This window comes from Poseidonocella pacifica (genome assembly GCF_900111875.1).
In the GTDB taxonomy this organism is placed as follows: Bacteria; Pseudomonadota; Alphaproteobacteria; order Rhodobacterales; family Rhodobacteraceae; genus Poseidonocella; species Poseidonocella pacifica.
Window position 1 is genome coordinate 16,147 of the sequence record NZ_FOJU01000005.1, and the last position, 19,551, is coordinate 35,697.

General features: G+C 59.4%; 13 protein-coding genes and 2 pseudogenes. 3 read left to right on the forward strand and 12 right to left on the reverse strand.

Annotated elements, in window-relative coordinates:
- Positions 1-63: 63 nt before the first annotated feature.
- From BM234_RS14065 to BM234_RS14085, 5 genes are all read right to left on the reverse strand, one after another.
- Positions 64-672: a protein-methionine-sulfoxide reductase heme-binding subunit MsrQ gene (locus tag BM234_RS14065; protein WP_092066101.1), complete on the reverse strand. Its 609-nt coding sequence runs from the start codon at positions 670-672 to the stop codon at positions 64-66.
- Positions 673-759: 87 nt separating this feature from the next.
- The gene (locus BM234_RS14070) at positions 760-1,605 is read right to left on the reverse strand and encodes an NAD(P)H-binding protein (protein WP_092066103.1); all 846 of its coding nucleotides are present in this window, start codon (positions 1,603-1,605) and stop codon (positions 760-762) included.
- Between the two features lie 64 nt (positions 1,606-1,669).
- The gene (locus BM234_RS14075) at positions 1,670-2,167 is read right to left on the reverse strand and encodes a nuclear transport factor 2 family protein (RefSeq protein WP_245752661.1); all 498 of its coding nucleotides are present in this window, start codon (positions 2,165-2,167) and stop codon (positions 1,670-1,672) included.
- 34 nt (positions 2,168-2,201) lie between these two features.
- Positions 2,202-3,044 (reverse strand): nuclear transport factor 2 family protein, encoded by an 843-nt coding sequence (locus BM234_RS14080; protein WP_217645979.1) that lies wholly within the window; start codon positions 3,042-3,044, stop codon positions 2,202-2,204.
- A 90-nt stretch (positions 3,045-3,134) separates the two neighbouring features.
- A complete protein-coding gene (locus BM234_RS14085) occupies positions 3,135-3,443 on the reverse strand; it encodes a DUF2218 domain-containing protein (protein WP_092066107.1) in 309 nt (102 codons plus the stop codon).
- Between the two features lie 95 nt (positions 3,444-3,538).
- Here BM234_RS14085 and BM234_RS14090 point away from each other — a divergent pair, with 95 nt between their 5' ends.
- Positions 3,539-4,447 (forward strand): LysR family transcriptional regulator, encoded by a 909-nt coding sequence (locus BM234_RS14090; protein ID WP_092066109.1) that lies wholly within the window; start codon positions 3,539-3,541, stop codon positions 4,445-4,447.
- An 84-nt stretch (positions 4,448-4,531) separates the two neighbouring features.
- A pseudogene (locus tag BM234_RS14095) lies at positions 4,532-5,329 on the forward strand (transposase).
- A gap of 241 nt (positions 5,330-5,570) precedes the next feature.
- Here the strand turns inward: BM234_RS14095 and BM234_RS14100 are convergent.
- Positions 5,571-10,517: an ExeM/NucH family extracellular endonuclease gene (locus BM234_RS14100; RefSeq protein WP_092066111.1), complete on the reverse strand. Its 4,947-nt coding sequence runs from the start codon at positions 10,515-10,517 to the stop codon at positions 5,571-5,573.
- A gap of 185 nt (positions 10,518-10,702) precedes the next feature.
- Between BM234_RS14100 and BM234_RS17665 the strand changes: the two are divergent.
- Positions 10,703-11,205, forward strand: a pseudogene (locus BM234_RS17665) (transposase family protein); the annotation flags it as partial.
- Positions 11,206-11,528: 323 nt separating this feature from the next.
- Here the strand turns inward: BM234_RS17665 and BM234_RS14110 are convergent.
- The 6 genes from BM234_RS14110 to BM234_RS14135 all read right to left on the reverse strand — a co-directional run bounded on the left by BM234_RS14110 (position 11,529) and on the right by BM234_RS14135 (position 19,502).
- Positions 11,529-12,380, reverse strand: a complete 852-nt coding sequence (locus tag BM234_RS14110; RefSeq protein WP_092066115.1) for an ABC transporter permease — start codon at positions 12,378-12,380, stop codon at positions 11,529-11,531.
- Positions 12,381-12,383: 3 nt separating this feature from the next.
- Positions 12,384-13,241: an ABC transporter permease gene (locus BM234_RS14115; RefSeq protein ID WP_092066117.1), complete on the reverse strand. Its 858-nt coding sequence runs from the start codon at positions 13,239-13,241 to the stop codon at positions 12,384-12,386.
- Complete coding sequence (locus BM234_RS14120) at positions 13,241-14,332, reverse strand: ABC transporter ATP-binding protein (RefSeq protein WP_092066119.1); 1,092 nt, start codon at positions 14,330-14,332, stop codon at positions 13,241-13,243. The genes BM234_RS14115 and BM234_RS14120 overlap by 1 nt, the downstream gene beginning before the upstream one ends.
- A 56-nt stretch (positions 14,333-14,388) precedes the next feature.
- On the reverse strand, positions 14,389-15,450 hold the full coding sequence (locus tag BM234_RS14125; protein ID WP_092066121.1) for an extracellular solute-binding protein: 1,062 nt from the start codon (positions 15,448-15,450) through the stop codon (positions 14,389-14,391).
- Positions 15,451-15,792: 342 nt separating this feature from the next.
- On the reverse strand, positions 15,793-17,898 hold the full coding sequence (locus tag BM234_RS14130) for a catalase (RefSeq protein ID WP_092066123.1): 2,106 nt from the start codon (positions 17,896-17,898) through the stop codon (positions 15,793-15,795).
- A gap of 299 nt (positions 17,899-18,197) precedes the next feature.
- Positions 18,198-19,502: a TRAP transporter large permease gene (locus BM234_RS14135; RefSeq protein WP_092066125.1), complete on the reverse strand. Its 1,305-nt coding sequence runs from the start codon at positions 19,500-19,502 to the stop codon at positions 18,198-18,200.
- Between the last annotated feature and the right edge of the window lie 49 nt (positions 19,503-19,551).

A 19,551-nucleotide genomic window follows, 5' to 3' on the forward strand; every position in this document is an offset into this window, starting at 1 on the left:
CGCACGGCCACCCAACCGCGAAGCGGCTCTCGACGCGCAGAACATTCGGAACGCCGTACGTTCTCACGCCACCTGTGGACGTGGGCGAAGGTACCAGTACCACATGCGATAGGCCTCCAGCAGGCCGAGTGGAACGAAATGGATGAGTGCGGGGCCAAGGCCACCCCAATCGTGCAGCGCCGCCCAGTGCAACAGGGTCAGCACCGCCGCAGCATAGGTCGCGCGTTGCAAGGTCTTCCATTTGCGGCCCATCTTGCGGACAAAGTAATCCGACGAGGTGATAGCCAGCGGCACAAAGATCACGAAGGCGATCCAGCCGGTCCAGATGTAGAGCTTGGGTAGATCAGTCAGAACCTTCTGAACGGTGCCAATATCGACAAGGTACAGCACCGTATGCGCCAGCGCGTAGAAAAAGGCCGCAATGCCGAAATAGCGGCGGTTCTTCTTCAGCCAGCGCGGCCCGCGCCAGCCCTTCAAGACCAGCGCCAGCGGTGAGGCCAGCATGGCGATGATCATGAAGCGCGCGCCGAATTCCCCGGTGGGGTGCAGAGCCTCATGGATGGCTGCCACGGTGGCCTCAGTGCCGGCCGCGCCAAGGATACTTGCGAGGATGCCGACGCCCGGCAGCGCCAGCAGCGCCCATAGCCAGTAGGGAGAGAGTCGTAACTGCATGCCTACCGCCTTTCCTGTGGAGATCGGCCGCGTGGCCGGAGGATGGGTGAATTGTTTCACGCCGCAGCGCAGCGTTTCCGTCGGGGGTCAGGCGCGGAGGGTGGAAAAAAGCGCCTCCCACGGTTGGTGCGGGCGGCCGGTGACGGCCTCGAAATCGCCGGGCCGGTCATAGGCGCCTTGCTGGATGCCCTCGTAGATGCCGCCAATGATCGGGCCGATGAAATCGCCCAGTTCGGCGCTGCGGTCGGCGACAAAGTCCTCGGGCGTCATTTCGCGATAGATCAGCTGAGTGCCGAAGGTTTGGTTCAGATACCCAGCCAGTTCTGCTTGCGTGATCGGCTTGCCGTTGAGATCAAAGGTGCCGCCGTTCAGATCGTCACGGGTCAGCAGCGCGGCATAGGCATGGGCCAGTTCCGACCGCGTGGTGTAGCCGCATTTGCCAGGTCCAGCACTGTTGGCGATTTCGCCGCGCGCCTTGTAGCTGTCGATATAGTCGATATCCGGCTCGATATAGATGCCGTTGCGCCCGATGGCCCAGTCCAGCCCGCTGGCGCGGATGTCCGCTTCGGTCTGGCGGTTGCTTTGCACCACGGGGGAAAAGCGCGTTCCCTCTTCGGGGCCGATGATGCTGGTGTAGACCAGCTTTTGCACGCCGGCGGCGCGTGCGGCGTCGATCACGTTGCGGTGCTGCTGGATGCGCTGGTCCGGCGGGGCCATGCCGGACACGATCACCAGCGCATCGACCCCGGTAAGCGAGGCTTGCAGCTGTTCGGGCCTTTCATAATCGCCTGGGCGCAGATCGATGCCCAGATCGGCGACCTTGCCCGGGCTGCGGGCCAGCCCGACAACGGGAACGCCGCCCGGCAGCGCGACAAGGGTTTCGGCAATCGCCCGGCCAAGCTGGCCCGACACGGCGGTAACGGCATAGGTCATGGTCTGTCCTCAGATCGGGTTGGGCAGGGCCACCGGCGCGGGTGGCTCTGCCAGGGGGCGCGGATCAGCCGTGATACGCCTGGCTGACGGCGAAGCTGTCTTCGAACCAGTGCCACAGCACCACCTGACCATCCCGCACCTTGGCGCGAAGGGCAAAAGAGAACGCACCGATTTCCTTGCCGGAATGGGGGGTGACGCCGTTCATCCTGCCAAAGACGGCTACCGTGTCGCCCGAGGCGAAGGCGTCGGTGTTTTCCCACATGGTGGTTTGCAGGTTCTGGGAAAACACGGCGAGGAAGTCGAAGATGTTCTTCTTGCCGCTCGCGCCGCCGATCCAGGGCAGGGAGGGGTCGCCTTCGTTGTGCCAGACCATGTCATCGGCCATCAGCTTGCCCATGGTTTCCATGTCGCCCGATCCCATCGCGCCCATGAATGCCATGACGGTATCAAAGCTGGCTTGGGTCTGCTCGTTCATGTCCTGTGCTCCTGCGTGTTGTGCGAGAATGGTCGCGAGCGACGCGCCAAGCGTGGTGGTCAAAAGGCTCCGCGGTACACGTCTCATGCTCCTTGGTTGGCGCGCTTTTGGGCGCAAGTGGTCAGAATTTGCCGGCTTCGTTGTGGGGGGCATCGGGGCCAGGCATCGGCGCGATGACGTCCCAGTGTTCGACGATCAGCCCGTCTTCGAGCCGGAAGAGGTCGTAGAACGCCGTCGGCTCATTCCCTAGCGCGCCCTCGGATAGGGTCAGCACGAAGTTGCCCTCGCCGATCACCTGGTGGATCTCGGTGTAATCCATGGTGATGCCTTTCTGGGACATCTCGGCCATGAAGGCGCCAAAGCCGTCCAGCCCGTCGGCCACCATCGGGTTGTGCTGATGGTAATGCGCCGGGTTGATGTACTGGGTGTAATCCACCTGCTCGTGCTTGATCAGCGCGCGGGTAATGAACTGTTCCACCTTGGCCTTGTTGGCGTCGGTCTGGTTTAGATCGGCGATCTCGGTCGCGCCGTCCATCTGGGTCCGCCCCGAGGGGTTCACGGAAAGCTCGGGGATGAGGTTGTCCCAATGCTCTGCGATCTTGCCATCCTCAACGCGGAACACATCGAACGCGATCATCGGCGTTTCGCCAAAGCCCTCATAGCGGGCGTGCACGGCGACAAGGTCGTCGTCGGCGATGACGCGCAGGTAGTCTGCCTTGAAGGTGCCTTTGCCCGCAAGGAAGGCAACAACGCCCTTCTGCGTGTCGATGCCGCTGGCGAACATCTCGTTATGCTGAACGATGTCTTGGGCGAAATACTGATCGACGGCATCCACATCGCCCGCCACCAACGTTTTTTCCAGTGCTTGGAGGACGAGGGCCTTGGCGTCGGCGCTGTCCGCCAGCGCGCTGAATGGCAGGGTCGCGATGAGTGCTGCCGATGCAAGAAGTTGGTTCAGTTTCATGGTGGTATCCATTTCAATTGGACAAAGGAGGACCCCTGTAAAGCCCGAAGGGCTGCACACTGGGTTTGGGAACAGGCTGACTTTGGTGGTTCAGGCGGCAGTGCTGCTGACACTGCTGTCCGAATAGGTCCAGTCGAGGGTCGGATTCTCGCGGAAGGCGAAGCGTTCGAGGTGGCTGGAAATCACCTCGATCGTTTTGTCGACCTGAGCTTTGTCAGGGGCTGTGGCAGTCAGGTTCAGGGCCGAAGCGTCTGCCCGCAGCATGCATTGCCCAAACGGCAATTCGATCCGACCGCACCCGGCTTCATGGGTGACTGGAACCTTGTGTCCGAAATGTTTGCAAAGCGTGCCCAGATACCGCTCGGCATTTTCCGTTTTGAAATATGTGCTCGCGTTCATGTCGGTGTTCCTTCTGTTGCAACGAACATCTATCCCTGCCGCATTGATCCGGGTATCCATCGATTTCGGAAGTCATAGTTCGGGTGAGCGGAACAATGATCGAGTATCTACGGCACATGGCGATTTTTGCGCGGGTCGTCGACGAAGGGTCCTTTCGGGGCGCGGCAAAAGCTATCGGCCTTGCGCCGTCACGGGTGAGCGAGACGGTCTCCGATCTTGAGAATTTCCTTGGTGTCACCTTGCTGTATCGAACGACGCGCAAGATCGCGCTGACCAACGAGGGGCGCATGTTCTATGCCCGGGCGGCAGAGATGCTGCGCAGCGCGGAAAGCGGGTTGAACGAACTCAACGCCCTGTCACTGGAACCGGTGGGCGCGCTACGTGTATCGATGCCAGCCTACATGTCCTCTTCGGAGCTGGCCACGGCCATGGCGGAATTTGTCCGGCGGCACCCGCAGGTCGCCGTTTCGTTGACCTTCACCGATGGGCGCACGGATCTTCTGGACGATGGGTACGACGTGAATATCCGCGCGGGATGGCTGGACGACAGCTCAATGATGTCGCGAAAGCTGGGTGAAAGTGAGCGCGCGCTTGTGGCGGGGACCGGATATGCCGCCACACGCCCGCGTCCAAGCAGACCCTCCGAATTGGAGGACTGGGACTGGCTTCGGTACAAGCACCGGTCTGACTACACCACTCTGCATGGGCCGGAGGGCGAGACTGCCAAGGTCTTGGGGCAGTCACGACTTGAGGTCGACAGTATTGACGCGCTCTATCATTTCACTTGTCAGAACCTCGGTGCCACAGTCGTGCCGGAACACCTCGCCGCTCGCGGCGAAGCCGAGGGAAACCTTGTGCGTCTGCTGCCTGACTGGCGACTGATACCGCTGGGCTACTTCGCCGTCTGGCCGGACACCTCCCGCCGGGAAAGCCTGACGCGGCACTTCGTACACTTTATTGCTGAATGGCACAGTGAACACGCGCAACGGCCGAAGGAAATTTAACCGGCCCGAGGTACGTCCCGGTTTCGAAAATACACCGACCGGGCAGGCCGATGTTTCACAAGTCTGCCGCCATGGATGCGGTGCATGACCAAACGATATCCCGCCCGCTACCGCACAACGAACCGCTTCAATTACAGCGCGGCGCTGCGCAAGCGAGGATCCCTGCGTATCTGGATCGACAAGGGCATGACTTGGAACGCGCCGCGTGACTGGTGGGTCGGACTCCCGCCGGTCTTGTCCGACGCCATCATCCCATTCCGCTTGTCAATCAAAGTGCTGTTCAAGCTGCCGCTTCGCCCAGACCGCCGGGATGGTCGCTAGCACGGTATGGATGGCTAGGATGGACTGGCGGATGCCAGACTTTTAGACTCTTACCCGTAGGCAGAAAAACTCAGCCGTGCAGATCCCGTATCGCCGTGCGGATGGACCTCTAAACCTGCTGTTAGGCAGCACCGGGATCAAGCGATGGATGGGGCCACGCCAGACATCCGCGCCTTGGAATTCACCCCCCCCAGCCGTGACGGTGATGGCCCGAGCCGTCCTGACCTACTCAATCAAATGCCCGAGGCAGAGCAGATAGGCACTGTGACTGCCGGCGGCGCCTGTGACACGCGCCATCATTGCTCGCGACGCTATCCACATTATTCCGATCCGTAAAAACGGGCGATCTTTGCAAGAGGACTGTTCCGCCGCTCGGGCCCGAAAAAGTCACTCTGCGCGCCACCCGGCCCTACGGTAGGGTTTTCTGGAAGCGCTGGGCTGGATCCCACGCACGCAAACGCATCGATGCACGAGCCTCCAAGCGCTGAAATCCACGTCCGCATCGCGCTCATGAACCGCTTCAACGCCCTCGCAACTGCCAAGACCATCCGCATCGCCTGACGAAAAAGGGGAAAGGGGTAGCTACGCCTCAGCGGTGAATTCCGCAACGACACCGGGCATACCCAAGAGGCGATTGTCTGAGCGCGCGGTCGAAAATAAGAACCCACACGATAAATTCTTCGCCGATCCAATGAGTTGCAGCCGATTCAAGGCTAGATCTTCACTCACCAGAAGGGCGGCATGCAACGGCTCATGCGCCGCTGCATGTTTTTGGGACCTCTCCCACTTACAGGGGATCAGGTCACGCCAAGTAATCGCCGCCAAGATCCAGACCGATCAGCAGCGGATCGTGGTCGGAAGAACGGTACGGGTCGATACCATAGAGGTCAGCCACCTGATCCGCTGGAGCAAAGTCGGTATTGTAGTCCAGCACTGCGGCTTCCAGCGCATTGATCCGCCATTCTGCCGCACCGGTGACTTGGCCTGAAAGAGAGCCGCTGGCCAGCGCGTGGTCCAATGCGCCAAATGTCTGTGCCTGCGGTGCCAGATCGAGATCGACCGGAAAGCCGAAGGAGAGCTCGAACTCATCCGCGCCCAGGAACTCCTCGACCATGTTCTGATAGCCTTCGCTTTCCAGCAGGGTGATCGGGTCCTCTTTGGCATAAGCATTCAGATCGCCGATGATCAAAACGTCGCTGTCCCCCGAGCCGGTGGGATCACTGTCCAGCCAAGCGTCGATCGCGGCGGCAGCCTGCGTTCGGGCCTCGTTGTTGTTGCCGGTCCCGTCACCGATCCCTGCATTGTCCCCGAAGGGACTGACCGACCCCTTGGATTTCAGATGGTTGACGGCGACTGTAAAGACCTCGCCGCTGGCAATCTCCTCAAAGCTGGCTGCCAATGGCACGCGGCTGGTACCCGAACCCTCGAAGACGGGGTTGCCCGGATCGACGCCGAGCCCTGCGAGGTCGGCATCGGTCAGGATCTCGACCGTGGTGCCGGGGGCGATCCGGACCGTGTCCGCGTCATAGATCATACCAACCATGATCGCGTCGCTGCCCACATAATCGACGCCGGGATCGACGTATTGGTAATTGGCAGCAGGGTCAGCCGCGTTCAATGCATCGACCAGCGCACCGATTGCAAACTGACCATCTCCGTTCTGATCACCGATTTCATTCTCAAGCTCCGTCAGGCCGATCACATCCGCGTCCATCGCCCCGATTGCCGAAACCAGTTTGTCCAGTTGCCGGCTGTATTCCTCAGCATTGCCGGCACCGCGCACCTCAAGCCCGCTTGGCCCGGAAGTCAGGCCCTCATCGCCCAGTGAGGTGAAGAAATTCAGCACGTTGAACGAAGCGACGGTCAGCGATCCCCCGACATCCGGCGCATCGGTCTCGCGCGGGGCGGTGTCCACGAAGCCCGCATCCTGTGTCAGGTTCAAACGGTAAATCTCGTCGCCCGAACCACCCGACGCACGGGAATAGCGCAATACGCCGGTCAAGCCCGAGGCGGTATCGCCCGCGCTCAGCCCATCTTCGGCGTCAAACTCGCCCGCGATACGGCCCGGCTCCCCGGCAATTTCAAACGGAATGACCGAAGGGTTCTGAATGGTGGAACCATCGTCGATGATGAGCGTGTTCTTGACCTGCTCCTCGATGAAGGCGTTGAATCCTGCAACATCCGGCGTGTTGGCCTGCGTAAACGTCTCTACCAGACCCTGAGCGCTCAGCCCGATGTCACCAAATCTTCCCAAGGTGTAGAAGTCACTGACCGTCATCTCTTGCGAGACTGTGACAAGCATCCCCTCGTAAGCCTCAAGATCGGCTATCAGCGCGCCGTCTGAATTCGCGGTTACATTGGCCACGGGGAAGGTGATCGTCGCCGCCGTGGGCAGTTGATTTCCGCTACTGACCACTTCGATTGCGCTGATCGACGTCAGTTGCGTTTCGTTGAAGAACTCCGCCACGGTGCCAGTAACCCGTACGAGGTCACCCGCCTGCACGTTCATCAGTGAAAGCGCGGCTTCGTAGACGAATATGCCTTCGGAGGTCATCAGATCGCCGTCGGCATCAGCGTCTTCCTCTTGCAGATAGAAGCCGTCCAGATCGCCATCCACACCGGCGCTTCCGTTCTGAAAGTCACCGACGACGATTGCCTCGACTGTCACGATCTGAGTTTCTAGGAAGGACGCGCTGCCACTTCCCTGAATGGTCGAAATCAGCGTGGTCTCGGTCGGCGGCGGAGGGGAATCTGTCGCCTCCCCTACTGAAAAGTCGTCGATTTGCCACAGCGAGCTACTGCCGCCGTCCGTGCCTGAGGATTGATAGCGAAAGGCAAAGTGCACCGCGTCCGCGGGGACGCCAGAGAGGTCAATCTCTCCAGAGGACGCCTCAGCGTAGCTGCCGGTTGAGGCGCTGTATGGCAGTTCGATCCATGTCGCCGTGGATGGATCCCCGCTGCCGCTGTAGTCCGTGGAGTAGAGAAAGGTCACTTCGGGATCGGCCAGACCGGTATCGTCGAAGTTCTTGGTATTCGCGAAGCTGACAACTGGGTTGGTTAGGCCGGAGATATCAATCTCGGGTGAGATCAACCAGTCGTCTGCTGCAACGCTGTCACCAAAGGCGTTGACGGCAGCAAAACCATCGCCACTAAAAGTGGAACCGTACCAAGTGTTGGCCGCGTCGCCATCGACCGAGATGGCCTGCCAGTCGGCGTCAGTAAACTCGGTGTCGAAATCAAAGGCGTAAGGCGCGGGGATCGCATCACCGTCGGAGGTGGCGTCGTTTGCAACACCGCGCGTTTCAGCGGCCGGTTCTGCCCAGTTGTCGCCCGTCTCGTCCCTTTGCAGTGAATGGCCAATGATGGTCGAAGCGGTTTCCTGTACACCGATATCGGTTGAGGTCAGGCCTGCGGCCGAGCCGTCCGCCGCAGTCAACGTGCCCTCGTAGGACAGGAACTCGACCACGATACCGTCATTGATCAGGGCAAGACCATCCGGCGAGCCATTCTGCAGGCCGTTGGACGGCAACTCGATCAGATAGTAATCATACCCTCCCGAGGTGCTGGACGGAGCCCCCGGCAAGGATAGCGTGTTATAAACTGTCCCGTTGAGCCCATTGTAAAGCTCGACCGTGGTGGCGGCCACGGTCGTCCCTTCGGCAACACGGATTTCAACAAACTCACCGATATCGCCGCCAGCGTTATCGTAGTGCAATTCGTTGATACGGCCCACGAAAAGAGCTGCAGCCGCAGTGTTCACCATACCGCGCGTGTCCGCATCAGCTTCGCGCCAATCGTCGCCGTCTTCGTTCCGTTGCAGGGAGAACCCCACTTCGGTCGATGAACTTTCGGCGACACCGATATCGGTTGAGGTCAGGCCCGCGGCCGTGCCATCCGTCGCGGTGAAAGTGCCTTCGTAAGACAGAAATTCCACCACGCTGCTCTCGTTGATGAGCGCCAGCCCGTCCGGACTGCCGTTTTGCAGACCATTCGCAGGCAATTCGATGAGGTAGTAGTCGAACCCGCCGGAGGTGCTGGCCAACAAACCGGTCAAGGAGAGCGTGTTGTAGAGCGATCCGTTGGCACCGTTGTAAAGTTCGACCGTTGTGCCCGATACATCGGTACCCGCAGCAACACGCACCTCGACAAATTCGCCGATATCACCGCCGGCATTGTCGTAGTGCACTTCGTTGATACGGCCCATGAAAGGCGGCTCGTAATCGTTGTTCAGGCCGCGGGTATCCGTTTCGGCCACAGACCATGCGTCACCGTCTTCGGCACGCTCCAGCGATGCGCCAACGAGGGTCGATCCACTTTCAGCCACCCCAATATCTGTCGAGGTCAGGCCGGCTGCCGGGCCATCCGTCGCCGTCAGCGTTCCCTCGTAGGACAGGAATTCCAGAACGTCCGTGCCATGTACCAGTGCCAGCCCGTCCGGGCTGCCGTTCTGCAAGCCGTTGGAGGGCAATTCGATCAGGTAATAATCATACCCCCCCGTGGTCGACGTGGGGGCAGCAGGCAAAGCCAAGGTATTGTAGAGCGCGCCGTTCGCACCGTTGTAGAGGACCACGCCAAGCCCCGAGGCATCTTGCCCCGCGCCGACGCGCACCTCGACAAACTCGCCGGTGTCACCGCCGACATTGTCGTAGTGCAATTCATTGATGCGGGCGTTGATCTCTAGCACATCGGTGACGTTTACCGTGATGTCGCGGCTGTCACTGTCCGAGCCATCGCTGACGGTGACGGTCAGGTCATAGACATTGTCGCCATCGGCATTAAGCGGCGTCTCGAAATCCGGTGCCACGGCGAAATCGAGCGCGCCCGTCGCTGCGTCGATCGTGAAGAAGCCTGCGTCCGCGCCCGATAGCGAATAGGTCAGCGCATCGCCTTCCGCATCGGAAGCGGTCAGCGCGGCGACAACGGCTGTGGAGTTCTCCGCTACGTCGTAGTTGGCGGCAGTTGCCAGAACCGGCGCGTCGTTGCGGCCCTCAATCGTTACGGTGACCGTGGCGCTGACGATACTGCCTTCGCCATCGCTGACCTGGTATGTAAAGCTGTCGGTCGCGGTCTCTCCCTCGGCCAACCCGTCGAATAGGGCGCCCGGCGTGTAGGTGACGTTTGTGCCGTCAAAGCTTACTGAGGCACCTGCCGTGCTGTTCGCATCCACCCCAGTGACGGATAGTGCGTCACCGTCAAAGTCCCGGTCGTTTGCGAGAAGCGCGGTTGCCGCGATCGTGAGCAAGTCATTTTCGGCTGTGGCTACCGCATCGTCACTCGCCAACACCTCGTTGTTCCGCCCATCGGTATAATAGGTGAAGTCGTCAAAACGCAGTGCCTCAATGGATTTCAGCACATCTGTGCCGCTGTCCGACGAGAGGATCGTCGTATTGCGTCCGCGGCTGGTGAACGAATATTCGGTGATCGACCCGGCAATAACAGCGGTGTCAAAGCCATGGCCACCGTCTATGTGGTTGAATCCATCCGCAAGAGAGATCGTGTCGTTGCCAAAGCCTCCGAACGCATGAAGCGAGCCGGTACCACCAAAGATAAAGTCATTGCCCCAGCCGCCAAAAACAAGACCGCTTTCTCCCAGTCGCACGATATCATCGCCGCCGAGGGCAAAGACGGTGTCGTAGCCCATCCCGCTGTCGATTTCATCACCACGGTGGCTACCGAAGATGATGTCGTTCAGGCGGAACTTGGCCGCTTGCGATTTTCCGCCCTTCGGCGCGTTCCAGAAGAAACCCATGGTTCAATTCCCCGCGTATGGATGGGGTCTACTCTCATCGGGTTGTAACAATTTTGCGAGTATTTTATTCATTTGCCGTTGCGGCACGACAGAAAAGCACCTGAAAATGCAGCTCCGGTCACCGGGCCTCCTGCTGCTGGAGATGCTCTGACCGGTAGAATTTTTTGGTGGACTCGACGCCTGCTTCTACGTTCGTACAAACGACACGGAAGCTGTTTTTCGCCACTATGTTGGCGGGTTTGGCCGCTGGTCATGGCGAGAACCAGATCGTGATGATCGCGCGACCTACCTGAAACCGCACCGCGCAGCGTCTAGTTTGGGTGTTGAAAAGATGGGCGGGGCCGTCTGATCGGTAAGGCCAGGATCGGAATGACCCCGAAGCGGCGCGATCTGTGACAGTTAGGACCGACCCCTGAACCTGTTCGCATGGTAGGGCAAGTCAACAATTACATCGGTTCACCCGCCCTGGTATGTTGCTTGCCAAACGTTGGATGGCTTTCTTGGAAACCAAGGCTACGATGCGGCGTGTTTTCAAGAAGCGTTGAAAGACGAGGGGATACAGGCATTTTTCCCCGAGCAGAAGCCGCGCAGAACCACGTTCAGTTATGACAAACGCCGATACAAGCGCCGCAACGAGATCGAGATCGTGTTTGGTAGATTGAAGGACTGGCGGCGGGTGGCAACACGCTGAGCCACGAAGGCCATCTTCTCCGCGCTCGCACTCACAGTCCTCGTTATCAAGGGTTTTGAGGTCTGCGCCATAGCGGCGCCTTTGTGCAACAACGCCGGTATGCTCAGGCTTTCGACGGCCCTCGTGCATGAGGCAGCCGTCCAAGCTTCTGCGACGCTGAAATTCGCGTCTCGCTCACCATTCAAGGGCGCATTCGACAAGATCTCCCTCGGTCGTACCGGTCATCAAGGTGTCCTCCCGGGGGAAATTGAAGCGCGGGGAACAAGCACTCGTTTGCCCACCCTAAACTTTCGGTCAAGCAACCGCAGACGAAGGGGAGATCAGCGCCCCCGCTGGAACAAGATCAGTCCAAGCGCAAGCAGCGATGAGCCGAGCATCAGGAGTAGGGAGACTGCGTTGAGCAAAGGGGTAGAGCCTTCTTTCAGGCGGTCGAACATCGCGATGGTCAGCGGGGCGTCTGAACCCACAAGCATCAGCGTCGTGTTGAAGTTCTCAAAACTCATGAGAAAAGCGACGACAATTGCTCCGATCAGCGCAGGTGCAAGGAATGGCAGGGTCACTGTGCGGACTGCGACGAGTTGCGTCGCGCCAAGGTTCAGAGCCGCCTCTTCAAGAGTGCGATCGAACTTCTGCAAACGAGCGGAGATTACCAAGGTCGCGATCGTGGTGATGAAGCTGAACTGTCCAAGGATGACGAGTAGAAGGCCGGGGCGCAGGAATTGCAGGTCGATTTGCGCCAAGTCCCACAGACCGTTTGCCAGCGTTGAGGAAAATACGAGAACAGAAATGCCCAACACGATTCCGGGGATTACCAAGGGTAGAAGCATCAGAACGTATAGCAGCCCCTTGCCTCGAAACTCGTACCGATTGAAGAGAAAGGCGTTTGTGGTGCCCACGCAAACCGACAGCGTCGCCACGCAGAGCGCGACAAAGGCCGATGTGCCCACGGCGCGCAGGATGCCGCGTTCGTGAAACACGCCGATCTGAGGGCGCTCTTCGCCGAAAAACCAGTTCCACGTAAACCCTTCCCAAGGAAGGGAGGGAAACTGGCTGTTGTTGAAAGCAAAGGTGGCAACCACCGCCAAGGGCAGGACAAGGTAGAGAAAGAACAGCAGCACGTAGGTGCCGTAGATCAGGCGAAAACTGCGCGAGCGGGGAATGGTGGGAATCATGGTCTATCCCAACGTTTCTTGCAGCGTGCGTCCGGTGAGGCGCAGCATGCCCCAGACGATCACGGACGACAAAACGAGCAACATGAAGCCAAAGGCCGCGCCCAATTCCCAATTGGACCTGACGATGAACTGATTGTAGATCATCTCAGTGAACCACAGGCTGTCCTTGCCGCCCAGCATGGTCGGCGTCAGGTAGTTTCCGAGCGACAGCATGAAAACCACGATACAGCCTGATACGATACCCGGCATGGCATGGGGGATGATAATCTCTCGCAGGACCGAAAGACCGGTTCCGCCAAGGTCATAGCCTGCCTCCACCACGCTATCGTCGAGGCTCTCGAGCGTTGTGACCAGAGGCACCACCATGAACAGCATGGACGTGTAGACAAGGCCAACCATCATCGCAGCGTCGTTATAGAGCATCTCAACCGGTTGATCGGCAAGACCGGCCCATTGCAGCAGGTGGGAGATAATTCCGGTTTCCCGCAGCAGGATCATCCACCCGAAGGTGCGCACCAGTTCGGAGACGTAGAACGGGATGAGGCAGAGCAGAAAGAGCACCTGCTGCAGACGTCCCCTTGCCATCTTGGCGATGTAGTAGGCCACCGGGAAAGCGATCAGCAACGTGATCACGGTGGCAAGAACTGACATGACCGCAGTGCGCCAGAAGGTGCGCAGGTAGAGAGGTTCGGTCAGTGCCTTTTGGTAATGCGTGAGGCTGGTTTCATAGACACCGAAACTGATGCGTTCCCGTATTGAGATCAGGAACATGTCGATATGCGGAATGATGATCAGCAGGCCGAGCCACAGGATCAGCGGCATCAACAACAGGATGAACCCGATCCTCGCCTGAGCGCGCATCAGGCCGCTCCTTTGAAGCAACTTGCCTGTGCCGCACCCCAGCCGATGTGGACCCTATCGCCCCGTTGCAGAGAGGAAAATTCCCCGGATTGAGGCAGGGTAACTTCGAGGGTCTCGCCCGCCTCATCCTGAACCAGAACGCGCGAGGCTGCGCCGTTGAACAAGATGCTGGTGACCGTGCCCTGCAAGCGGTTTTCGAAATCACCGAGATCACCGGAATTCCCCGCCAGACGGATCGCCTCGGGGCGGACGAAGAGTTCAGCAATGTCCCCTTCGGCCAGCGCATCCGTGGCAGTTGCGCGGATCGCGAGGCCAGTGCTGGTGCGCAGTTGAAGCGCCTTGCCTTCGGCGCGCTCGATCCGGCCTGTCCAGCGGTTCGCATCGCCGATGAACCCCGCTACGAAGGGGGTATCGGGGCGGTAATACAGATCCTGCCCGTTCCCGACCTGCTCGAACCGGCCAGCATTCATCACGGCGATCTGGTCGGACATGACCAGCGCCTCCGACTGATCGTGCGTGATATAGACGAAGGTCGTGTCAAAGGCCGCCTGAAGCGCTTTCAACTCGACTTTCATGTGTTCGCGCAATTTCAAATCCAGTGCGCCCAAGGGTTCGTCCAGCAGCAGAACATCGGGCTCCAGCACCATGCAGCGCGCGATGGCGACGCGCTGTTTCTGGCCGCCCGAAAGCTCGTTCACCTTGCGTCTACCGATGCCCGGCAGGCCGATCCGGTCAAGCGCCTCGTCCACCTTGCGGGCGATTTGGGCTTGAGGCATCTTCTTGCGCCGAAGACCGTAACCGATGTTTTCCGCAATCGTCATCATCGGGAACAGCGCAAGGTGCTGAAACACCATGTTGACCGGGCGTTTGTTTGGTGGCGTGTTGAGGACCGAGTTGCCCTTGATGCGAATATCCCCGGAGGTGGGATCGAGAAACCCCGCAATCATGCGCATGATCGTCGTCTTGCCACACCCTGATGGGCCGAGGATCGAGAAGAAGCTGCCCGGCGGAACCGAAAAGGACACATTGTCGACGGCGGTGGTATCGCCGAACTTCTTCACAAGATCGACGCATTCAAGATCAGGTGCCATGCGGGGTCCGTTCTATGGGCGGCACCCGGTTATCGGATGCCGCATGTATCAATGTCTCAGTTGGCGGCCTGAACACGGTCCAGTACGTCACCTTCGATGATTTCCAGACCTGCGGGAACCGGCGGATACCATTTGATGTTGTCGATGGCCTCTTGCGGGAAGCTGGCTTGATACTTTGCCTTCAGCGCGTCTTCGGCAAACTCGTCGGCGCCTGCTGAGGCCGTGAAATTACCGGCCGCTGCGGTGATCTTGGCCGCGATCTCAGGCTGCATGACAAAGTTGATCCACTCATAGGCGACGTCATCCGCCTGACCCTTGGCGGGAAGAACGAAGGTGTCGATCCAGCCTAGAGCTCCGGAGGCTGGTGCCACGAAGGTGATGTCCGAATTGTCGTCGTTCAGCTTCCAGCCACCGGTATCCCAAGCCATGGAGGCCGTGACTTCACCCGAGCGTACGAGGTTCATCAACTCATCGCCGCCGCCCCAATAGGTTTTGACGTTGGCCTTGCACTCGATCAACTTGGCTTCGACCTTCTCCATGATCTCGGTGTACTTTGCCTCGTCGTCATAGGCAGCAAAAGGATCCTCACCCATGGAAAAGGCAAAACCGATCAGCGTCGGGCGCTTCAACCGGTAGGAGACCTTGCCAGCGACCGCTGGGTCGCAGAGGTCGGTGTAATCCTTCACGATGTCGCCAGCCTCCGCGGTGTTCATGACCAGACCGGATGTGCCCCAGACATGCGGCACGCCATAGACGTCGCCGTTGACGGTGGTGTTTGCCATGGTGGCGTCCAGCATGGAGGGGATGAACAGGTCCTGATCCAGTTTAGAGACGTCGATCGGCTTGTAGATGCCGAATTCCATCTGCGGGCCCATGATGCGGTCTTGGCTCGGCTGTGCCAAGTCAAAGCCCCCGCCGCCCGTGGCACGCAGTTTTGCGATCATTTCCTCATTGTTGGATTTGGTGACTTCGACGGTGTGGCCGGTCTGTTCCTCGAACAGTTCGATCACGTCATCGGGCGCATATCCGCCCCATGTCAGCAGGCGCAGCGTATCCGCCTGCGCGACTGTTGTCAGACCTGCCAGCAGGGTGCCGGTCAGCAGGATGGTTCTGGTCATGGTGGCCTCTCTGTCGTGCTTATGATTCCGCGCAGAATGCGTGGGTTGAACCAGTTGGTCAAATTCTTGTTGCTCTCTTTGGCCATCAAGACCAAAGATGACTGCTTTTTAATCCAGACACCCGCCCCTATGGGTGAAGCTGGCAGGATTTACTAACGTGTAAGCGGATTAAAGCTCCGAAAAATGTAACAAATTCATGACAATACGGGGAATCGTATCCGCAGGCTAAGAGGTCTTGCGGCAAGGCTAGGGCACGGCTCTTCTCTCGGTGAGCCACTGCCGGACACGTCAAGGCCCGCAGCTTTTTGGCTGCGGGCCCTGGTTTCACCGGTCAGGTCTGGCTCAGGCCATCCGATCCCAAAAGCGGACAGCGCGGCACACCTTGATGAAGGCTGGCGCGTCGCTCGCAGCCTTCAGGGTCATCATCCCGTCGTCCGTCTCGTTCACGCCCGAGGCGTCAAACAAGGGGGCCGCTTCGGGGGTGCTGGCAATGAATTTGCCGTGGCCAAAGGCGTCCGCGACGAATTGCTTGCCGGGCAGCATCTCCGCCAATTGCTTGGCACCCTCTTCGCTGACCACCAGCGCAACCGCGTCGTAGAGAACCGAAGGACCACCGTCGATCTTCTGGTTTGCCTTCAGCTTCTCGCCGCTCGATGTGGTGACGCCGCCGACCTTGGGGGCAACCACTTCGACCATGCCGCCTTCGGCCTCCACGGCTTTGACCAGTGCGTCATAGACCGTCTTGTCCATGCCATCGGTGACCAGAATGCCAAGTTTACGGCCCTTGAAGCTGTCAGGACCATTCTTGAGGATCGACAGTTTGTCGGAGGTCTTGAGGTCTACCGGTTCGCGCGCGGGCTTGGCCGGTTCAGGCAGGTCATGTCCCAGCCCATCGGCAACCTTCGAGGCAAGATCCTCGTCGATCACCCGCAGGTGTCCCAGAACGCGCAGGCGGATGTCTTCGACCACGCATTTCGAAAGCTCGAAGGTGAGGCCGTTGGCAATGTGATCCTGTTCGATCGGGGTCTGGCTGAGATAGAATTGCCGGGCCTGGCTGTAGTGATCGGCAAAGCTTTCCGGGCGCAGCCGTCGCTTGGTGCCTTCAAGCTCTTCGCCATAGCTTCTTAACCCCTTCTCCGGATCGGGCCGGGGCCCGCCTTGCGACCAACTGTTGGGCTCATAGTTCGCCCGTCCGGTCGGATTGTGCATCGCCATATGCCCATCCTGCTGGAAGTGGTGGAAGGGGCATTTCGGTGCGTTGATCGGGATATGGGTGAAGTTCGGCCCGCCCAAGCGCTTGGTTTGGGTATCAAGGTAGGAAAAGTTGCGCCCCTGAAGCAGTGGGTCGTTGGTGAAGTCGATGCCCGGCACGATGTTCTGCGTACAGAAGGCAACCTGCTCCGTCTCGGCAAAGAAGTTGTCGACCGTGCGGTCCAACACCAAACGACCCACAACGCGGATCGGGCATTCTTCTTCGGGGATCAGCTTGGTGGCATCTAGCACATCGAAATCGAACTTGTCGGCAAACTCGTCGTCGAAGACCTGAATACCAAGCTCCCACTCGGGGAAGTCCCCGGCGCGGATCGCATCCCACAGATCACGGCGGTGGAAATCGGGATCGGCACCGTTGATCTTGACCGCTTCGTCCCAAACGACGGATTGAAGGCCAAGCTTCGGCTTCCAATGGAACTTCACGAAGTGGCTTTCGCCCCGCTCGTTGACGAAGCGGAAGGTGTGGACACCGAAACCTTCCATGAACCGGAAGGACCGCGGGATCGCCCGGTCAGACATGGTCCACATGATCATGTGCATCGACTCGGGCATCAGGGATATGAAATCCCAGAAATTGTCATGCGCGGATTGGGCTTGCGGAAAGCCGCGGTCGGGGGCGGCCTTCACAGAATGGACGAGATCGGGAAACTTGATCGGGTCTTGGATAAAGAAAACGGGGATGTTGTTGCCAACCAGATCCCAGTTGCCCTCTTCTGTATACAGTTTGACGGCGAAGCCGCGGACATCGCGGGCCACGTCGAAGGAACCCTTGTTGCCCGCCACGGTGGAAAACCGCACGAAGGCAGGGGTTTTCTTGCCCGCTTCCTGAAAAAGTCCGGCGCGGGTCAACTCGGGGATCGCTTCGGTACATTCGAAATAGCCGTGGGCACCATACCCTCGGGCATGAACGACCCGCTCGGGGATCCTCTCATGGTCGAAATGAAAGATCTTCTCGCGAAAATGGAAGTCTTCCATAAGCGCTGGGCCGCGTTCGCCGCCGCGAAGGGTGTTCTGATCGTCCGAAACGGGTACCCCTTGTGCGGTTGTCATTACCGGCGCGTCGGGGTTGGTCTGATGCAACTCCCCGGCGTTGCCCGCTTCGGCGGGATGGGTCGTGCTATCGGGCGATTTTTGGGTGTCTGCGGTCGTGGGGTACAGTTTGCCGGTGTCTGGCATATCGAACATCCTCGAGCTGGAACGTATACACTTCGCGCGATGTAAGGCGCCGCGAACAGACCCTCGGGTCTTGCTAGGGAACGCAACGGTTCCCTGACCAGTTCCGCACTCGGCACTCTATTTCGGAATGGGATGCCTCAGGGCGTCGTGAAACTACGGGCTTGGCCACTTCGGGGGCGTGACGTTCCGGGTTTGGGATGCCCGTCACGATACATAGAAAATAGGCGCCCGGGATGGGGCGCCTATGAGGCGGGGAGAAACAGTGCTCTCCCCCGAGTGTCATATCTCCGGCGAGATGATCAGCCGAGGAGCATATCGGGCAAGATGGTCACGATCTGCGGAAAGACTGCGAGCAGGATCACGAAGAGGATCATGATGACCAGAAAGGGGAAAGTGACCCGCGCGATATAGCCCGTGCTGCGCCCGGTGATGTTTTGGATGACCGCGAAGTTGAAGGCCACCGGCGGGGTGATTTGTGCCATTTCGACAACCAGCACCATGAAGATTCCGAACCAGACCTTGTCGAAACCGGCCGCTTCGACGAGGGGCAAAACCACCGGGAGGGTGGTGGCGATCATCGAGAACCCCTCCAATGCCGTTCCCAGTATCAGGTAGAGCCCGATCAGTGCGAGGATCAGCAAGATCGGCGACAGATCCAGCGCAGTGACGAAATTGGCGACCGCCGCCGGGATGCCCAGCGTAGAGGTCACATTACCCAACACAGAGGCGCCCAGAATGATGATCCCCATGACCGAACAGGTTTGCACGGCGCCAAGGACGATATCGCGTAGCACCCGAAGCGACAGACACCGTTGGTGCAACGCCACGAAGAAAGCCCCGACGACGCCGAGCGCAGCAGCTTCGGACGGGGTGGCGATGCCGCCGTACATGGAGCCGAGCACGCAAAGGATCAAGAACAGCGCCGGGGCCAGATCGCGCAGCGCTTCGATACGGGCACGCAAAGGCATGTGGCGCAGCGCGCGCTCACCCTCAGGGATGAGGCTGGGCTTCATGGCGCTCCGGATCATGATGTAGGCCCCAAAGGTCGACGCGAGCAACAGCCCTGGAAGGAAGCCAGCGGTAAAGAGCCGGAGAACGGATTCATTGGCGAGTACGCCATACATGATCATCACCGTCGAAGGCGGGATCAGAAAGCCCAGTGTGCCCGCGCCCGCAAGGCTGCCGATGGCGAGTTCAGGAGAATACCCGCGTGACAGCAGTTCCTTGAGCGTCATGCGGCCCACCACCTGCGTGGTCGCTGCGGAGGAACCCGAGATCGCGGCAAAGATCGAACAGCCAATGATGTTCACATGCAAAAGGCGCCCCGGCAGCAGGCCCGCCCAAGGTGCAAGCCCCGAGAAGAGCGCTTCGGAGATCTTGGTGCGGAACAGGAATTCGCCCATCAGGATGAACAGCGGAAGCGCCACGAGATCGGGCGTGGTCAGGATGTTGAAGATGTACTGTGGAAACAGGCGGTCGATCGGAATGGACGTAAAGAGGAACGTCAGGCCGATGGCGGTGGACAACAGGGCGATGCCAATCCACGCGCCAGCGGCCAAAGTCCCGAACAGCAACCCGAAGAGACCGGAGACAATTGCTCCCATGTGTTGTTTTCCTTAGATTCTAGTAGCGTTTAAACCACATCGGGTCGCT

Bases quoted from the DNA above. Each gene is read 5' to 3' on its own strand.
- BM234_RS14065 (WP_092066101.1), bottom strand. From the start codon at position 672: ATGCAGTTACGACTCTCTCCCTACTGGCTATGGGCGCTGCTGGCGCTG.
- BM234_RS14070 (WP_092066103.1), bottom strand. From the start codon at position 1,605: ATGACCTATGCCGTTACCGCCGTGTCGGGCCAGCTTGGCCGGGCGATT.
- BM234_RS14075 (WP_245752661.1), bottom strand. From the start codon at position 2,167: ATGAGACGTGTACCGCGGAGCCTTTTGACCACCACGCTTGGCGCGTCG.
- BM234_RS14080 (WP_217645979.1), bottom strand. From the start codon at position 3,044: ATGAAACTGAACCAACTTCTTGCATCGGCAGCACTCATCGCGACCCTG.
- BM234_RS14085 (WP_092066107.1), bottom strand. From the start codon at position 3,443: ATGAACGCGAGCACATATTTCAAAACGGAAAATGCCGAGCGGTATCTG.
- BM234_RS14090 (WP_092066109.1), top strand. From the start codon at position 3,539: ATGATCGAGTATCTACGGCACATGGCGATTTTTGCGCGGGTCGTCGAC.
- BM234_RS14100 (WP_092066111.1), bottom strand. From the start codon at position 10,517: ATGGGTTTCTTCTGGAACGCGCCGAAGGGCGGAAAATCGCAAGCGGCC.
- BM234_RS14110 (WP_092066115.1), bottom strand. From the start codon at position 12,380: ATGATTCCCACCATTCCCCGCTCGCGCAGTTTTCGCCTGATCTACGGC.
- BM234_RS14115 (WP_092066117.1), bottom strand. From the start codon at position 13,241: ATGCGCGCTCAGGCGAGGATCGGGTTCATCCTGTTGTTGATGCCGCTG.
- BM234_RS14120 (WP_092066119.1), bottom strand. From the start codon at position 14,332: ATGGCACCTGATCTTGAATGCGTCGATCTTGTGAAGAAGTTCGGCGAT.
- BM234_RS14125 (WP_092066121.1), bottom strand. From the start codon at position 15,450: ATGACCAGAACCATCCTGCTGACCGGCACCCTGCTGGCAGGTCTGACA.
- BM234_RS14130 (WP_092066123.1), bottom strand. From the start codon at position 17,898: ATGCCAGACACCGGCAAACTGTACCCCACGACCGCAGACACCCAAAAA.
- BM234_RS14135 (WP_092066125.1), bottom strand. From the start codon at position 19,502: ATGGGAGCAATTGTCTCCGGTCTCTTCGGGTTGCTGTTCGGGACTTTG.